The organism is Streptomyces huasconensis (assembly GCF_021028635.1).
GTDB lineage: Bacteria > Actinomycetota > Actinomycetes > Streptomycetales > Streptomycetaceae > Streptomyces > Streptomyces huasconensis.
In genome coordinates, this window is record NZ_CP086119.1 from 3,470,012 (window position 1) to 3,485,597 (window position 15,586).

Sequence of the window (15,586 nt, forward strand, 5' to 3'; positions counted from 1 at the left end):
GCGCGTCACAATCGGCGCATGACGACACCCGGAACCCCGCCACCGCCCGCCGCGCCCCAGGGCAGCGGCCCCGCCACCCCGTTCCAGACACTGCTGCGGGCGCAGCGCGTGTGGGACGTCGAGCTGCCCGCCTTCGACCCGGCCGGGGCGCCCGCCGACCCGCTCCCCCTCTTCCACACCTGGTTCGCGGAGGCGGTGGCCGCCGGGCAGGCCGAGCCGCACACCATGGGCCTCGCGACGGTCGCCGAGGACGGCGGACCCGACGTACGGACCGTCATGCTGCACGACGCCGACGGCCGCGGCTGGCACTTCGCCTCGCACGCGAGCAGCAGGAAGGGCCGCCAGCTCGCCGCCCGCCCGGAAGCCGCCCTGCACTTCTACTGGGCGTCGCAGGGCCGGCAGATCCGGATCAGGGGCCGGGTCGCCGCGGCCCCGCACGCCGAGAGCCTCGCCGACCTGCACGCCCGCTCGACGGGCGCCCTCGCCGCCGCTCTGGTGGGCCGCCAGAGCGAACCCCTCAGCTCCTCGGCGGAGTTGGCGCGCGCCTCGGCCGCCGCCTGGGACCGCGCCCGGGCCGAGCCGGACGCGGACGCGCCGACCTGGACGCTGTACGTCCTGGAGCCCCGGGAGGCGGAGTTCTTCCAGGGCGACGAGCGGCGGCGGCACGTGCGGCTGCGGTACCGCAGGGGCGAGGCGGGGGATCGGGCCGCCGCCGAGTGGACCCGCGAACTGCTCTGGCCCTGAGGCCCTCGGGGCGGCGTCGGCCTCAACCGCTGAAGTCGTACTGCGCGAAGTCCCGCACGGGGCGGTATCCGATCCGCTGGTAGAGCCCGTTGCTGGTCGGGTTGTCGAGGTCGGTGAAGAGCAGGACCTCCCCGGCGCCCGCGTCGAGCGCGGCGCGGCTGACGGCCACGGTGGCGGCACCGGCATAGCCCCGGCCGCGGAGGGCCGCAGGGGTGTACACGGTGGCGACGCGGACCTGCCCCGCGGCGCGGCGGGTGACGCTCGCCATCGCGGTGGGCGTCCCGTCGGGCGTCTCCCAGAGCGTGACGCCTCCGTAGGAGATACGGGACGTGCCCCACTCCCGGGCGTCCATGCCGGGCCGCTGCCCCACGGCCTCGCAGAACTCCCGGTACCAGCGCGCGAGCAGGTCCAGGTCGCCCTCGGCGGCGACCCGGGCGCGGCCCGGCGGGGCGGGCTCGGGCGGCGTGAGGGTGTCGAGCCGGTACAGCCGCTGCCGGGTGCCGAGCGTGGCCGTCACCCCGGTGTGCTTCTCCCAGGCCCGGGCGAAGGCCTCCGCGGTCTCCCGGGCGGCGGCGACTCCCGACAGGTCGGGCGCGGTGCCCGCGAGCTGCCGGGCGAGGGCTTCGGCGGCCTCGGGCCCGACGGGCGAGAGGGTCATCGGATACGGCGGAGTACGCAGAAAGGCGCCCCGAACCCGCCCTGCCGCACCGGCATCGGCGTACGTACCAAAGTGCGGCGCCTCTTCCCCGTACACCTGGAGCCCCTGCACGCGCAGGGTGTCCGTGACGCTGAGGAGGGCGGTGTGCAGGGCCGGTTCGGAGCGCAGGAATTCGGCGGCGCGGGCGTGGAAGGCGTCGAGGTCGTGGGTCAGCTGCCAGGAGGAGCGCGAGTCGGTGGACATGGCCCATGATCCCGCGCGCCACCCGCCGCCCACAAAGAATTTTCCCCGCCCCTGACCACGCTCCCGCTCACGCCTCCACCCTGAACACCGGCACGGCGAACCCCCCGGCCTCCCGGAACGCCACCTTCAGCCCCATCCCGATCCACAGCCCCTCCGCCGCCCCGCAGCCGACGACCTCCGTCATCATCCGGGGCCCCTCGGCGAGATCGACGACCGCGGCGATGTACGGGACGCGCGTGCCGAACGGCGGCAGGTCGTTCCGGTGCACCACCGACCAGGTGTAGAGCGTGGCCCGGCCGCTCGCCCGCTCCCAGGTGACGTCCTCGCTCCAGCAGCGCGGACAGAACTCGCGCGGATAGTGGTGCGCCGCCCCGCACGCCCCGCACCGGCGGATCAGCAGCCACCCCGCGGCCGTCGCGTCCCAGTAGGGGCGGGTGAAGGCGTCGGGCTCGGGCAGGTCGAAGCGCGGACCGGTACGCGCCGCCGCGCTCATCGGAAGAGCCCCAACGCGTCGTCGAGGGACCAGGTCTGCCAGGACATGGCGAAGAGGGCGACGAGCGAGATGAGCGCCATCATCGCGTTCTGCCCCTGCTCGGCCCAGTCGTGGATCATGAGGATGAGGTAGAGGAGGTTGAGGAGCAGGCCGCCGACCAGGGCGATCGGGGTCAGGAAGCCGGCGATCAGGCCGAGACCCAGGGCGAGTTCGGCGTAGACGACGACGTACGCCATCGTCTTCGGGCGCGGCGCGACGACGGTGTCGAAGCCGCCGCGGACCGCGCGCCACCTGTGCTTGGCGGCCACGTCGGCCGCCCAGGCGATGCCCGTGCCCCGCTCGAACCAGCCTTTCTTGTCCTTGTGGCGCCAGCTCTCCAGCCACCACAGGCCGAGGCCTATGCGGAGCACGGCGAGCCATTCGGCGCCGGTGAGCCAGATCGAGTCCATGCCGTGGTCTCTCCCACTTCGGCGGTCGCGACAGCGTCTCTGACGGTACGTCAGTTCAGCGCACAGGGGCGCGAATACGCAAGGGGCGGACGCCGCGCGCGTGCCGTGATCGATTCGCAACCGGTTCCGGACTTGACCGACGCATATCAAGTAAGCGCGCGGTTACTCTCCAGTCATGTCCGACTCGACACCCCCGCAGGCGCCCCGGCCGGGCCACCCCGTGTACGTCATCGGCGGCGGCCCCGGCGGGCTCGCCGTCGCCGCGGCGCTGCGCGCACGCGGTGTCCGCGCGGTCGTCCTGGAGAAGTCGGAGCGGGTCGGCGCCTCCTGGCGCGGCCACTACGACCGCCTCCACCTGCACACGACGCGTCGCCTCTCCGCCCTGCCGGGGCTCGCGATACCCCGGTCGGCCGGCCGGTGGGTGTCCCGTGACGACGTGATCCGCTACCTGGAGGCGTACGCGGAGCACCACGCCCTCGACATCGTCACCGGGGTCGAGGTCACCGGCCTGGAACGCACCGCCGACGGCACCGGCTGGCTGCTGCGCGCGACCGGCGGACGGGAGCTGACCGGCAGCGCGGTGGTGGTCGCCACCGGCTGCAACCACACGCCCCGCCTGCCGGACTGGCCCGGCCGCGACACGTACTCCGGCGACCTCCTGCACGCCCGCGACTACCGCGGCCCGAGCCCTTTCTCCGGCAAGGACGTCCTGGTCGTCGGCGTCGGCAACACCGGCGCGGAGATCGCCGTCGACCTGGCCGAGGGCGGCGCCGCCCGGGTCCGCCTCGCGGTACGCACCGCCCCGCACATCGTGCGCCGCTCCACCGCCGGGTGGCCCGCGCAGCTCTCGGGCATCCTGTGCCGCAGGCTCCCGGTGGCCCTGACCGACCGGCTCGCGGCCCTGGCCGCCCGCGTCTCCGTGCCCGACCTGTCGGCGAAGGGACTGCCGCGCCCCGACACCGGCCTCTTCTCCCGGGCCCGGCAAGGGGCGATCCCGGTGCAGGACGTCGGGCTCATCGACGCCGTGCGCAAGGGAACGGTCGAGCCCGTCGCCGCCGTGGAGGCCTTCGAGGAGGGCAAGGTGGTCCTGGCGGACGGCACCCGGATCGCCCCGCACTCCGTCATCGCGGCGACCGGCTACCGCCGCGCCCTGGAGAGCCTGGTCGGCACCCTGGGCGTCCTAGACGAACACGGCCGCCCCACCGCCCACGGCCGCCGCACCCCCAAACAGACCCCGAACCTCTACTTCACGGGTTTCACCACCCCCATCAGCGGCACCCTCCGCGAACTCTCCCGAGACGCAAAGAAAATCGCCAAAAAAATAGCCAAATCCCAACCGTCCCCGTAAAAGCCCCCCGCCAGGGGCGCGAGGAACTGCGCGACAAGCCCCACCCCACCCGCACCCAAGGAACGCCCCCGCCAGGGGCGCGGGGAACTGCGCGACCAACCCCCACACACCCGCACCCAAGGAACAGCCCCGTAAGGGGCGCGAGGAACTGCGCGACCAGCCCCCACACACCCGCACCGAAAAGACGGCCCCGTAAGGGGCGCGGGGAACTGCGCGACAAGCCCCACCCCACCCGCACCCGAAAGACAACCCCTCAAGGGGCGCGGGGAACTGCGCAACAACCCCGCACCCACAAAGCCCCACCCCGGCCGAATCACCACCTTGGCAGCACCCAAAACCTACGCTTCAGTAGACCCAGCACCCCCCTCCCACCCCAAACACAGCACAGCGCCCCGCAGCGGCCCCACAGGCCAACACCCCCACGACTTTGCATGCACCCCCATTCCTGACACAGCGTCAGTTCAGTAACCTGACTAAGCGTCAGGTAATCGCTGTCACACAGGAGCGGGCGGACCGATGCTTGGATCGACACACGGCACCTTCACCACCGACCGCCGCCGCACACACGTCGTGGCCTGCGGCGAACCCCCTCCCCCCACCATCCACGGCAGAGCCCCGACCACGGACGGCCTGGACGTCAGCGGCCGGCCACTGCACGCCGACGTACCCGACCTGGACCGCTTCTTCCGCCCCGAGTCCGTCGCCGTCATCGGCGCCTCGGACGCCGAGGGACGGCCCGGCGCCGGCATCACCCGGCAGCTCATCGCCTGGGCCGAGCGGGTCGGCGCACGGCTCCACCCCGTGCACCCCACCCGCCGGGCGGTCTTCGGCATCCCCTGCTCCCCTTCCGTCGCCGACCTGCCCGAACAGGTCGACCTGGCCGTCCTGCTGGTCGCCGACCCGCTGCCCGCGATCGAGCAGCTGGCCGAGGCCAAGGTGCGGTTCGCCGTGGCCTTCGCCTCCGGGTTCGCCGAGACGGGCGAGGAGGGCGCGGCCGCCCAGGCCCGTCTCGCGGCCGCCGTACGCCGCTCGGGCCTGCGGCTGCTCGGCCCCAACACCAACCTCAACGCCTTCGAGGAGTTCCGCGAGGACCTCGAAGGCCCCGCCATCGCGCTGATCACCCAGTCCGGCCACCAGGGCCGCCCGGTCTTCGCCCTCCAGGAACTCGGCATCCGCCTCTCCCACTGGGCCCCCACCGGCAACGAGGCCGACCTGGAGGCCTCCGACTTCATCTCCTACTTCGCCGAGCGCCCCGAGGTCGGCGCCATCGCCTGCTACGTGGAGGGCCTCAAGGACGGCCGCGCCTTCCTGCTCGCCGCCGACCGCGCGGCCCGCCGCGGCGTGCCCGTCGTCGCCGTCAAGGTCGGCCGGACCGAGACGGGCGCCCGCATGGCCGCCTCACACACCGGGAAGCTGACCGGCGCCGACGCGGTGGTGGACGCGGCGATGCGGCAGTTCGGTGTCATCCGCGTCGACGGGCTCGACGAACTCCAGGACACCGCCGCCCTGTTGGCGCGGGCCCGCAGGCCGTCTGCCGAGGGCGTCGCCGTCTATTCGATCTCGGGCGGCACGGGCGCGCACTTCTCGGACCTGGCGGCGGAGGCGGGGCTCATGCTGCCCACGCTCAGTGAGGCCAAGCAGGCGGAGCTGCACCAGTGGATACCGGAGTACCTGAGCGTCGCCAACCCCGTCGACAACGGCGGGCACCCCGTGGGCGACTGGCGCGGCCGGAAGATCATCGACGCGATCCTCGACGACCCGCAGGTGGGGGTGCTCATCTGTCCGATCACCGGGCCCTTCCCGCCGATGAGCGACAAGCTGGCGCAGGACCTGGTGGACGCGGCTGAGGAGACGGACAAACTGGTGTGCGTGGTGTGGGGCTCGCCCGTCGGCACCGAGGACGCCTACCGCCGGACGCTGCTCGGCTCCTCGCGCGTGGCCACCTTCCGGACCTTCGCCAACTGCATCACGGCCGTACGCGCCCATCTGGACCATCACCGCTTCACGGCCGGTTACCGCTCCCCCTTCGACGAGGCGCCGCGGACCCCCTCCCCCTCCTTCCGCAAGGCGCAGGCCCTGATGCGGCCGGGCCAGCAGCTCAGCGAGCACGCGGCGAAGCAGCTGCTGCGCGCGTACGGGATTCGCGTACCGCGTGAGCAGTTGGTGACCAGTGCGGCGGCGGCCGTCCGCGCGGCCGGGCTCGTCGGCTACCCCGTCGTCATGAAGGCCTCGGGTCCCCAGCTGGCGCACAAGACCGAGCTGGGCCTGGTGAAAATCGGGCTGACCTCCGCCAGCCAGGTGCGCGACGCCTATCGGGAGCTGACGGACATCGCCCGCTACGAGGACGTGCCGCTGGACGGTGTGCTGGTCTGCCAGATGGTCGAGCGGGGCGTCGAGATGGTCGTCGGCGTCACGCACGACGCGCTCTTCGGGCCGACCGTGACGGTGGGACTCGGCGGCGTACTCGTCGAGGTGCTCCGGGACGCGGCGGTGCGGGTGCCGCCCTTCGGGGAGGACCAGGCGAAGGCGATGCTGTCCGAGCTGCGGGGGCGGGCCCTGCTGAGCGGCGTCCGGGGGGCGGCGCCCGCCGACGTCGACGCGCTCGTCGAGGTCGTGCTGCGCGTCCAGCGCATGGCCCTCGAACTCGGCGACGAGATGGCCGAGTTGGACATCAACCCCCTGATGGTGCTGCCCCGGGGGCAGGGGGCCGTCGCCCTCGACGCGTTCGCCGTCTGCCGCTGAGGGGCCACCGGAGAAGGCGCCCGACACCGCCCGCTTCACCGCTGCCGCCACCCCCAGCGCCGTCACCCACGCCACCGCCGCTGCCACCGCGCACCCCCCGGCGAAACGGAGCCACTCCCGCATGACGACGTCCTCCCCCGACCCGACTGCCTCCCCCGAACCCCTCGGCTCATTGATACTCCACACCACTGACAACGCCGTCTCGTGGATCACGCTCAACCGCCCCGAGGCCATGAACGCCGTCACCTGGGACCAGCGCGAGCGCGTCATCGCACTGCTCGACGAGGCCTCCGGCGACCCCGGCGTACGCGCCGTCGTGATCACCGCCACCGGCAGGGGATTCTGCGCGGGCGCCGACCTGCGCGGCGCGCCCGCCACGGGTGAGCGGGTGCCCGGTGACGTCGCCCGGACGGTCAGACGGGGCGCCCAACGGCTGATCGCCGCCGTCCTGGACTGCGAGAAGCCGGTGATCGCCGCGGTGAACGGCACGGCGGCCGGTATCGGCGCCCACCTGGCGTTCGCCTGCGACCTGGTGATCGCCGCCGAACCGGCCAAGTTCATCGAGGTGTTCGCGCGCCGTGGCCTCGTGCCGGACGGCGGCGGCGCCTATCTGCTGCCCCGGCTGATCGGGCCGCAACGGGCCAAGGAGCTGATGTTCTTCGGGGACTCCGTGTCCGCCGCCGAAGCGGAACGGCTCGGCCTCGTCAACCGCGTCGTACCGGCCGACGACCTGGAGAAGACGGCCCGGGAGTGGGCGCGGCGCCTCGCGACGGGCCCGACCCGCGCCCTGGCCCTGACCAAGCAGCTGGTCAACGCCTCCCTGGACTCGGACCGCGCGACCGCCTTCGCGGCGGAGGCGAACGCCCAGGAGATCAACATGACCACGGCGGACGCGAACGAGGGCGTGGCCGGCTTCGTGGAACGCCGCCCACCGACCTTCCGAGGCCGCTGACCGGCGTCGCGCAGCTCAGTCACACCCCTCGGCCGCACCCCCCGACCGCACCCCTCAGCCGCGCCGCCGCACCAGCACCTCGATGTCCGGCGAGTCCGGGTCCCCGAACGACACGAACAGCTCGGGGCGCGCCTCGGTGCCGCCGACGGTCCACAGCTGGCGGTCGCCGCACCCCTTGGCGTCCACGGCCACGGCCGGGCGCCGCGGAAAGCGGTCGCGGTCTCGGTCCACCCTCCACGTGCCGGTGGCGTGACAGCGGGCGAGTTCGCTGTCGTACCAACCGCCCGCGTCCGTCCCGACGCGCTCGAAGGGGGTGCCGTCGAGCACGGCTCGCCCGTCCGCCCGCAACCGCAGGACGACGCTCTCGTCGTCCTCGCCGCGCCAGGTTCCGGTGAGCTGTTCGACGGAGAGCCGGGGCGGCTCGTACTCCTTGATGAGGCCCGTCGCCGTGGCCGCGACCGCCCCGCCGAGGACCGCCACGCACAGGCCGAGCGAGGTGAGGCCGGACAGAGTCCACACCTTGCGCAGCGGTCTGCCGAGGCGTTCCTCGCGCCGTCGGCAGTACGCCACGTGCAGCACGGGCAGAACACCGCTCGCCGCGCTCCACAGCGCGGTCTGTACGAAGGGGGCGCCCAGCGCGGCGAAGCAGGCCGCCCATGCCGCGCCGACCGGCAGCAGGCAGGCGAGGGGCCACGCCCACTCCGGCCCCCGGCCGAGCCGCGCGGCGCCCAGGCGGCCGAGCCAGGCCGCGGGGAGCGTGAGCACCGCGGCGTGCAGCAGTCCGACGACCGGCAGCAGGAACGGCCCGAAGAGGAGGAAGCAGACCAGGCCGATGGCACCGCCACCCGTGGCCCCGTAGTCGTCGTCGCCGAGCGTCAGCGTGAACGCCACGATCCCGGCCACCGGCAGCTGCGCCGCGCACGCCGCCCCCGCGGCCCGCATCCGGCTGTCGCTCCAGGCCCCCCGCGAACCCGCCGCCTTGGGATTTCCCCACGTCATGGGCCTGAAGATACGCGCGGGGCGGGAGGGGTCCCGCCACAGGCCCGCCGAGGCCCGCCCCAGGCCCGCCACGCCCTTCCCATCTGACGCCCCGTCAGCTTCAATGGTCGGTGTGATGGGACACGCAGGGATGGCGGCCACCGCCGTCCGCTACCTCAGGTCGGTCGGGGCCCCCACCACCACGGGCCCCTTCGAGACGCTGCCACGCCCCGAGCTGCGGGCGGTCGGTGACGACGAGCGCGCACCGCTCGATCCGGGCGAGTTCCGCCGCGTCCTCGGGAACTTCGCGACGGGCGTCACCGTGATCACGGCACCCCCTTGCGCGGCGGGCGAGGGCCCCGCGGGTTTCGCCTGCCAGTCCTTCGCCTCGCTCTCCCTGGACCCGCCGCTGGTCACCTTCATGGTGGCGCGCACCTCGACGACGTGGCCGCGCATCGCGCGCGCGGGCGTCTTCTGCGTGAACATCCTCGGCGCGGGCCAGGGCGAGCTGTGCAGGGGCTTCGCCGTGAGCGGCGCCGACAAGTTCGCCGGGGTGGCGTACGACGCGGCGCCCGTCTCCGGTTCGCCCCGCCTGGCCGGCGCCCCCGCGTGGGTCGACTGCGCGATCCGGGCGGTGCACACCGGTGGCGATCACCTCATCGTGGTGGGCCGGGTGGACGCGCTCGGCACCGCCGACGGCGACGGCACCGGGCCGCTCCTCTTCCATCAGGGCAGGTTCGGCCGTTTCACGCCGTGACGGCCGGGAGGTGCGCCGGGTCGCGCCGCCGGATCACCAGCGCCATCAGCGCGGCCGCCGCGCACAGCGCCCCGGAGGCGTACCAGATGACGTCGTACGACCCGAAGGTGTCCCGTACGACCCCGCCGAGGAACGCGACGACGGCGGCGCCGACCTGGTGCGAGGCCAGGACCCAGCCGAAGACGATGGCGCTGTCGTCGCCGTACTGCTCGCGGCAGAGCGCGAGGGTCGGCGGGACGGTGGCGACCCAGTCCAGGCCGTAGAAGACGATGAAGAAGATCATCGGCGGGTGGACGTTCGGGGCGAGGAGGATCGGCAGGAAGAGCAGCGAGACGCCGCGCAGCGCGTAGTAGACGGCGAGCAGGCGCCGCGCGTCGAAGCGGTCGGTGAGCCAGCCGGACGCGACCGTCCCCACGATGTCGAAGACGCCGATGACGGCGAGCAGCGCGGCGGCGGCCCTGACGGGCATGCCGTGGTCGTGCGCGGCGGGCACGAAGTGGGTCTGGATCAGGCCGTTCGTCGAGGCCCCGCAGATCGCGAAGCTGCCCGCGAGCAGCCAGAACGGTCCGGTGCGGGCCGCCTTGAAGAGCACGGCCATCGTGCGCCGGGCGGCCCCGGGGACGGGCGGCGGCTTCGCGACGAACTCCTTGGCCCCGTACGGCTTCAGGCCGACGTCGGCCGGGTGGTCGCGCAGCAGCAGCCATACGAAGGGGACGACGACGAGGGCGGCGAGCGCGACCGTCACGGCGGCGGGCCGCCACCGGTAGGTCTCGACGATCCAGGCGAGCAGCGGCAGGAAGATCAGCTGCCCGGAGGCGGAGGCGGCCGTGAGGATGCCGGTGACCAGGCCGCGCCGCTCGGTGAACCAGCGGTTGGTGACGGTCGCGGCGAAGGCGAGCGCCATCGAACCGGAGCCGAGCCCGACGAGCAGCCCCCAGTAGAGCAGCAGTTGCCAGGCGTGGTTCATCCACACGGTCAGCCCGGAGCCCAGGGCGATCACGGTGAGGGCGGCCGCGACGACCCTGCGGATGCCGAAGCGGTCCATCAGCGCGGCGGCGAACGGCGCGGTGAGCCCGTACAGCGCCAGGTTGATGGAGACCGCGAGCCCGATGGTCCCGCGCGACCAGCCGAAGTCGTCGTGCAGCGGGTCGATGAGGAGGCTCGGCAGCGACCGGAACGCGGCGGCGCCGATGATCGTCACGAAGGTGACGGCGGCGACGAACCACGCGCGGTGGATACGGGGAGGGCGGCGGCCGGGGGTCTCGGGCGGCGCGGCCGTCGCGCCCACCCGGGCATCGGCGCCGCCCACTGTGCCGGTCCCGCCCGTCTCGGCGCCCGGCTCGGTTGTCTGGTTCACGTCACAAGAGTCGGCGGCCGCCCCTGCCCGGACGAGTGGCCCGGGGGACAGCGTTCGATAGGATCGGGCCATGGCCGACACCGGAGCATCCCGCGCCGAACCACCCCGGCACCGCGTCGTGGTCCTCGCCCTTGACGGCGTGATCCCCTTCGAACTGGGCATCCCGCAGCGGATCTTCGGCCGCGCGCGCGACGCCGCGGGACGCCTCTTCTACGAGGTCGTGACCTGCTCCGTCCGGCCGCCCGGCCCGGTCCGCACGGACGCCGACTTCACGATCCTCGTCGAACACGGCCCCGCGGCGCTGGCCACCGCCGACACCGTCGTGGTCCCCGCGTCGTACGAACTGGGCCCGGTCTACGAGGAGGGGCGGCTCACCGGCGAACTGGCCGCCGCGCTGGCCGGCATCCGGCCGGGCACCCGCCTGGTCTCGATCTGCACGGGCGGGTACGTCCTCGCCGCCGCCGGCTTCCTCGACGGGCGCCCGGCGACCACGCACTGGGCGTCGGCTGATCACTTCCAGCGGCTCTTCCCGAACGTCAAGGTCGACGCGGACGTCCTTTTCATCGACGACGGCGAGGTGCTGACGTCGGCGGGTGTGGCCGCGGGCGTCGACCTCTGCCTCCATCTCGTCCGCCGTGACCAGGGCACGGCGGTCGCCAACGAAGTGGCGCGCCTGACCGTCGTACCGCCGCACCGCGACGGCGGCCAGGCCCAGTACATCCAGCGCCCGGTCCCCGAACCGCAGCTGGCCACCACCCGGTCGGCGCGGGCCTGGGCGCTGGGCCGCCTCGACCAGCCGCTGCGGCTACGGGACATGGCGGCGCAGGAGGCGATGTCGGTGCGCACCTTCACGCGCCGCTTCCGCGAGGAGGTCGGCATCAGCCCCGGCCAGTGGCTGACGCAGCAACGCGTCGAGCGGGCACGGCACTTGCTGGAGTCCAGCGATCTCTCCGTCGACCAGGTGGCGCGGGAGGCGGGCTTCGGCACGGCCCAGTCGATGCGCCAGCACCTACAGGCCGCGCTCGGCGTCACCCCCACCACCTACCGCCGTACGTTCCGCGACGTCGCCGCCGGCTGAGACCACACCGGGGGACGCGGCCGGCTTCACCTCGCCGAGCACCCCGACGACGGTCAGCAGCACGCCGAGACCGACCCCCGCCAGGATCGCCGTGGACGGCGACACCACGCTCAGCAGGCCGCCCGCCAGCGAGCCGCTCGCCGCGTACCCGGCGCCCACGGCGGCGTACATCACCGAGTAGCCGGCGGCCAGGGCGCTGGGCGGCAGCACCTCGCGCAGCGACAGGTTCCGGGTGAGCATGGCCCCCGCCTGGAGCACCCCGGCCACCCCCAGGACGGCGAGCAGCCCTCCCACGCCCGGCAGTACGGCGACGGCGGCCAGGCAGGCCGAGACGGCGAACATCAGCACCATGCTCTGCGTCCGCAGGCGGCCCGGCCAGGTCCGCAGTCCGTACACGAACGACCCCACCGCGGAGCCCACCGCGAGCACCGCGAGGAGCGGCCCCGCCCAGCCCACCGCGATGCCGCGCTGCTCCAGCAGGGCGGGCAGGACCAGTTCGGCGAGCGCGAGCATCGACAGGCTGGCCGCGCCGGTCACGAAGATCGGCCAGGCCCGTACGAGGATGCGCGCCATGGACTCCCCGCCCCGGTCGTCGGCGTCCGAGTGCCACCCCTCGGGCAGCAGCCACAGCCCGGCCACGGCGGCGGCCATCAGCACCCCGGCCGCCACCAGGGGCAGCGCCGGTGAGACGCCGAGCGCGAGGCCGGTCACGGCGGCGGGCGCCACCGCCCAGATGCCGAAGGTCAGGATCGACTCCAGGGACAGGGCCTGGGCGACGGCCTTGTCCGGCACCATGCCGGTCAGCAGGGCACGCAGCCCGCCGGGGGCGGCGGCGGGCGCGGCCCCGGCGAGGAAGGCGAACGCCCCCAGCACCACCGGATGAGCCTCCGGCAGCAGACCCAGCGCCCCGAACGCGACCGCGCCCCCGGCCAGGCCCCACGCCAGCTGCGGCCGGGCCCGCTCGGGCCGCATCCGCATCCCGAGGAGCGGCGCGCCGACGATCTCGCCCACCACGTACACGGCGGCGAGCACGGCACCGAGGGCGTACCCTCCGGGCCGCTCCCGTACGAGGAACACCAGGGCGAGCGGCGCCGCGGCCACGGGCATCCGCGCCCCCACGGCCACGGCCCCCCACCGGACGACACCACCGGAAACAACCTCGCGATAACTCATCCCCCGAAGCTAAACGCCACCGCGGACACCCCCCACCCCATTTCCAGGCCACACCCGCCCCCACCCACCCGCACTCGCGTCCCAACGGGAGGGGACGTGCCGGTATGTCCGCCCGGAGCACAGCAAGCACGACCACGGAGCCCCGAAGCACAGGGCGGCAACGCAGGCGATGGCGAGGACGGACATACCGGCGCGGCCCCGCTCCCCACCCCGCGAGGCGACCACGCACGAGGCCCGCACCGAACAACCGTCCCCGCCACACAACACGCACGCGGCCCGCCCCGGCCACACAACAGCCACCGCCCCGCCCCTCCCACCCCCACCGACCCCCGCTCAAAACATCAGCACCCCCCGAGCCACCCTCCCCCCCTCCGCATCCGCCACCGCCTTCCCGAAGTCCTCCACCGCGTACGTCGCCGTCACCAGCTCATCCAGCAGCAGCCGCCCCTCCCCGTACAGCCGCGCGTACAGCGCGAAGTCCCGCTGTGGTGCCGAACTCCCGTACCGGCAGCCGAGAATCGCCTTGTCCAGGAAGAGCGAGGCGACCACGAAGGACGCCTCCTCGGCCGCCCCCGGCATCCCGAGCAGCACCGCCTGCCCATGCCGATCCAGCAGGTCCACGGCCTCCCGTACCAGCGACACCCGCCCCACGCACTCGAAGGCATGGTCGGCCCCCCGCGGCAGCACCTCCCGCACGCCCTCCGCCGACGTCGACGGGAAGAAATGCGTGGCGCCGAACTGCCGGGCCACGGCCTCCTTCTCGGGGTTGGCGTCGACGGCGACGACGACCGAGGCGCCGGCGATCCGGGCGCCCTGCAGCACGTTGAGCCCGATACCGCCCGTACCGATGACGACCACGGTCTCCCCGGCGGCCACCCGGGCCCGGTTCAGCACGGCCCCCACGCCCGTCACCACCGCGCACCCGATCAGCGCCGCGGACGTCAGCGGCACGTCGTCCGGGATCTTCACGGCCTGCACGGCCTTGACGAGGGTCCGCTCGGCGAAGGCGGAGCTGGCCGCGAACTGGTACACCGGCGCGCCGCCACGCGAGAACGGCTGCCCGGGCCACCCGATGGCCCCTCGGCACATGGTCGGCCGCCCCCGCCCGCACTCACCGCAGGCACCGCAGTTCGCGATGGTGGACAGCGCCACATGGTCCCCGGGGGCCACATGCGTGACTCCGGCGCCCACCGCTTCCACCACGCCCGCCCCTTCGTGCCCGAGGACGACGGGCGACGGGAACGGAATGGTCCCGTCGATGACGGACAGGTCGCTGTGGCACAGCCCGGCGGCGGCCACCGCGACCAGCACCTCACCGGGCCCCGGGTCCCGTACGTCCAGGTCCGTCACGACCTCGGCCCGCTCCCCGTCGAAGACGACACCTCTCACCACGCACCCCTCACCGAGGCCCCCTGGCCTCTCTCGGCAGGCCGAGCACACGCTCGGCGATGATGTTGCGCTGTACCTCGTCCGAGCCGCCGTAGAGGGTGTCGGCGCGGGTGAACAGATGGAGCCGCTGCGCTGCGTCGAGTTCGTACGGGGCCCGCGCCGACCAGTCCGCCGGCCCGACGGCACCCGCCGCGCCCCGCACCAGCACGGCCAGCTCCCCGAGCCGCTGATGCCACCGCCCCCACAACAGCTTGGCCACACTCGGCGCCCCGGCCGCTACCGCGCTCCCGCCCCCCAGCGTCCGCAACGCGTTCCACCGCATCACCCGCAGCTCCGCCCACGACCGCTCCAGCCGCTCCCGCACCACGGCGTCCCGCACCGCCCCCGTGGCGACCGCCTCCCGCACCACGGCCGCCAACTCCTGTGCGAAGCCGATCTGTTGCGCCAGGGTCGAGACGCCCCGCTCGAACCCGAGCAGCCCCATGGCGACCCGCCACCCCTGCCCGGCGCCTCCCACCACATGGGCGGCACGCGCGCGTGCGCCGTCGAAGAAGACCTCGTTGAACTCGCTGGTCCCGGTCAGCTGCCGGATGGGCCGCACCTCCACCCGCCCCGGCTGGTCCATCGGCACCAGCAGGAACGACAGCCCCCGGTGCCCCCGCGCCCCCTCCTCCGTGCGCGCCAGCACGAAGCACCAGTCGGCCTCGCGCGCCAGCGACGTCCAGACCTTCTGGCCGGTGACGGCGTACGTGTCCCCGTCCCGCACGGCCCGCGTCCGCACCCCGGCGAGGTCGGACCCGGCGTCCGGCTCGCTGTACCCCTGGCACCACAGCGCCTCGCCCCGGGCGATCGACGGCAGGAACTCGGCGCACTGCTCCTCGCTGCCGTACGCCAGGAGCGTCGGCGCGAGCAGGTTCTCGCCGATGTGCCCGCAGCGGCCGGGCGCCCGCGCGCGTGCGTACTCCTCGGCCCACACGACCTGCTGGGTGAGCGTGGCCCGCCGGTTGCCGTACGCGTCGCTGTCCCAGCCGAGGCCGATCCAGCCGCCGCGCCCCAACTCCCGCTCCCAGGCCCGGCGTTCGGTCACCGCCTCGTGTTCGCTGCCGGGGCGGCCCCGCCCGCGCACCCCCTCATGGCCGCCCGCGAGGTGCGCCGCGAGCCAGCTCCGCGCCTCCGTACGGAACGCCTCGTCGTCCGGCCCGAAGCCGAAGTCCACAGCCCACCC

14 protein-coding genes are annotated in these 15,586 nt (G+C 74.0%); 6 read left to right on the forward strand and 8 right to left on the reverse strand.

The window, feature by feature from the left end; translation table 11 throughout:
- The first annotated feature begins 18 nt into the window (after positions 1-18).
- Positions 19-744, forward strand: coding sequence for a pyridoxine/pyridoxamine 5'-phosphate oxidase (locus J2N69_RS15580; RefSeq protein WP_230901305.1), 726 nt, complete (start codon positions 19-21; stop codon positions 742-744).
- A 22-nt stretch (positions 745-766) separates the two neighbouring features.
- On the opposite strand, the gene J2N69_RS15585 is transcribed toward J2N69_RS15580, so the two are convergent.
- From J2N69_RS15585 to J2N69_RS15595, 3 genes are all read right to left on the reverse strand, one after another.
- Positions 767-1,645 (reverse strand): GNAT family N-acetyltransferase, encoded by an 879-nt coding sequence (locus J2N69_RS15585; RefSeq protein WP_230901306.1) that lies wholly within the window; start codon positions 1,643-1,645, stop codon positions 767-769.
- Between the two features lie 67 nt (positions 1,646-1,712).
- Complete coding sequence (locus J2N69_RS15590; protein ID WP_230901307.1) at positions 1,713-2,138, reverse strand: Zn-ribbon domain-containing OB-fold protein; 426 nt, start codon at positions 2,136-2,138, stop codon at positions 1,713-1,715.
- A complete protein-coding gene (locus J2N69_RS15595) occupies positions 2,135-2,587 on the reverse strand; it encodes a DoxX family protein (protein WP_230901308.1) in 453 nt (150 codons plus the stop codon). The genes J2N69_RS15590 and J2N69_RS15595 overlap by 4 nt, the downstream gene beginning before the upstream one ends.
- A 175-nt stretch (positions 2,588-2,762) precedes the next feature.
- Here J2N69_RS15595 and J2N69_RS15600 point away from each other — a divergent pair, with 175 nt between their 5' ends.
- The 3 genes from J2N69_RS15600 to J2N69_RS15610 all read left to right on the forward strand — a co-directional run bounded on the left by J2N69_RS15600 (position 2,763) and on the right by J2N69_RS15610 (position 7,629).
- Positions 2,763-3,935 (forward strand): flavin-containing monooxygenase, encoded by a 1,173-nt coding sequence (locus J2N69_RS15600; RefSeq protein ID WP_230901309.1) that lies wholly within the window; start codon positions 2,763-2,765, stop codon positions 3,933-3,935.
- 516 nt (positions 3,936-4,451) lie between these two features.
- A complete protein-coding gene (locus J2N69_RS15605) occupies positions 4,452-6,677 on the forward strand; it encodes an acetate--CoA ligase family protein (RefSeq protein ID WP_230901310.1) in 2,226 nt (741 codons plus the stop codon).
- 121 nt (positions 6,678-6,798) lie between these two features.
- A complete protein-coding gene (locus tag J2N69_RS15610; RefSeq protein WP_230901311.1) occupies positions 6,799-7,629 on the forward strand; it encodes an enoyl-CoA hydratase/isomerase family protein in 831 nt (276 codons plus the stop codon).
- A gap of 54 nt (positions 7,630-7,683) precedes the next feature.
- Here the strand turns inward: J2N69_RS15610 and J2N69_RS15615 are convergent, their stop codons facing one another.
- Complete coding sequence (locus J2N69_RS15615; protein ID WP_230901312.1) at positions 7,684-8,628, reverse strand: hypothetical protein; 945 nt, start codon at positions 8,626-8,628, stop codon at positions 7,684-7,686.
- Between the two features lie 115 nt (positions 8,629-8,743).
- Between J2N69_RS15615 and J2N69_RS15620 the strand changes: the two genes are divergently transcribed.
- Positions 8,744-9,364 (forward strand): flavin reductase family protein, encoded by a 621-nt coding sequence (locus J2N69_RS15620; protein ID WP_230901313.1) that lies wholly within the window; start codon positions 8,744-8,746, stop codon positions 9,362-9,364.
- Here J2N69_RS15620 and J2N69_RS15625 read toward each other — a convergent pair.
- Positions 9,354-10,721: an MFS transporter gene (locus J2N69_RS15625; RefSeq protein WP_408056737.1), complete on the reverse strand. Its 1,368-nt coding sequence runs from the start codon at positions 10,719-10,721 to the stop codon at positions 9,354-9,356. The two genes, J2N69_RS15620 and J2N69_RS15625, sit on opposite strands and share 11 nt — an antisense overlap.
- 70 nt (positions 10,722-10,791) lie before the next feature.
- Between J2N69_RS15625 and J2N69_RS15630 the strand changes: the two genes are divergently transcribed.
- Positions 10,792-11,799: a GlxA family transcriptional regulator gene (locus J2N69_RS15630; RefSeq protein WP_230901314.1), complete on the forward strand. Its 1,008-nt coding sequence runs from the start codon at positions 10,792-10,794 to the stop codon at positions 11,797-11,799.
- Here the strand turns inward: J2N69_RS15630 and J2N69_RS15635 are convergent.
- The 3 genes from J2N69_RS15635 to J2N69_RS15645 form a co-directional block, all read right to left on the reverse strand.
- Positions 11,731-12,972 carry an MFS transporter gene (locus J2N69_RS15635; protein WP_230901315.1) on the reverse strand — a complete coding sequence of 414 codons (1,242 nt, stop codon included), beginning with the start codon at positions 12,970-12,972 and terminating at the stop codon, positions 11,731-11,733. The two genes, J2N69_RS15630 and J2N69_RS15635, sit on opposite strands and share 69 nt — an antisense overlap.
- Before the next feature lie 333 nt (positions 12,973-13,305).
- The gene (locus J2N69_RS15640) at positions 13,306-14,361 is read right to left on the reverse strand and encodes a Zn-dependent alcohol dehydrogenase (RefSeq protein ID WP_230901316.1); all 1,056 of its coding nucleotides are present in this window, start codon (positions 14,359-14,361) and stop codon (positions 13,306-13,308) included.
- Between the two features lie 10 nt (positions 14,362-14,371).
- Positions 14,372-15,577, reverse strand: a complete 1,206-nt coding sequence (locus J2N69_RS15645) for an acyl-CoA dehydrogenase family protein (RefSeq protein WP_230901317.1) — start codon at positions 15,575-15,577, stop codon at positions 14,372-14,374.
- Positions 15,578-15,586 lie beyond the last annotated feature (9 nt).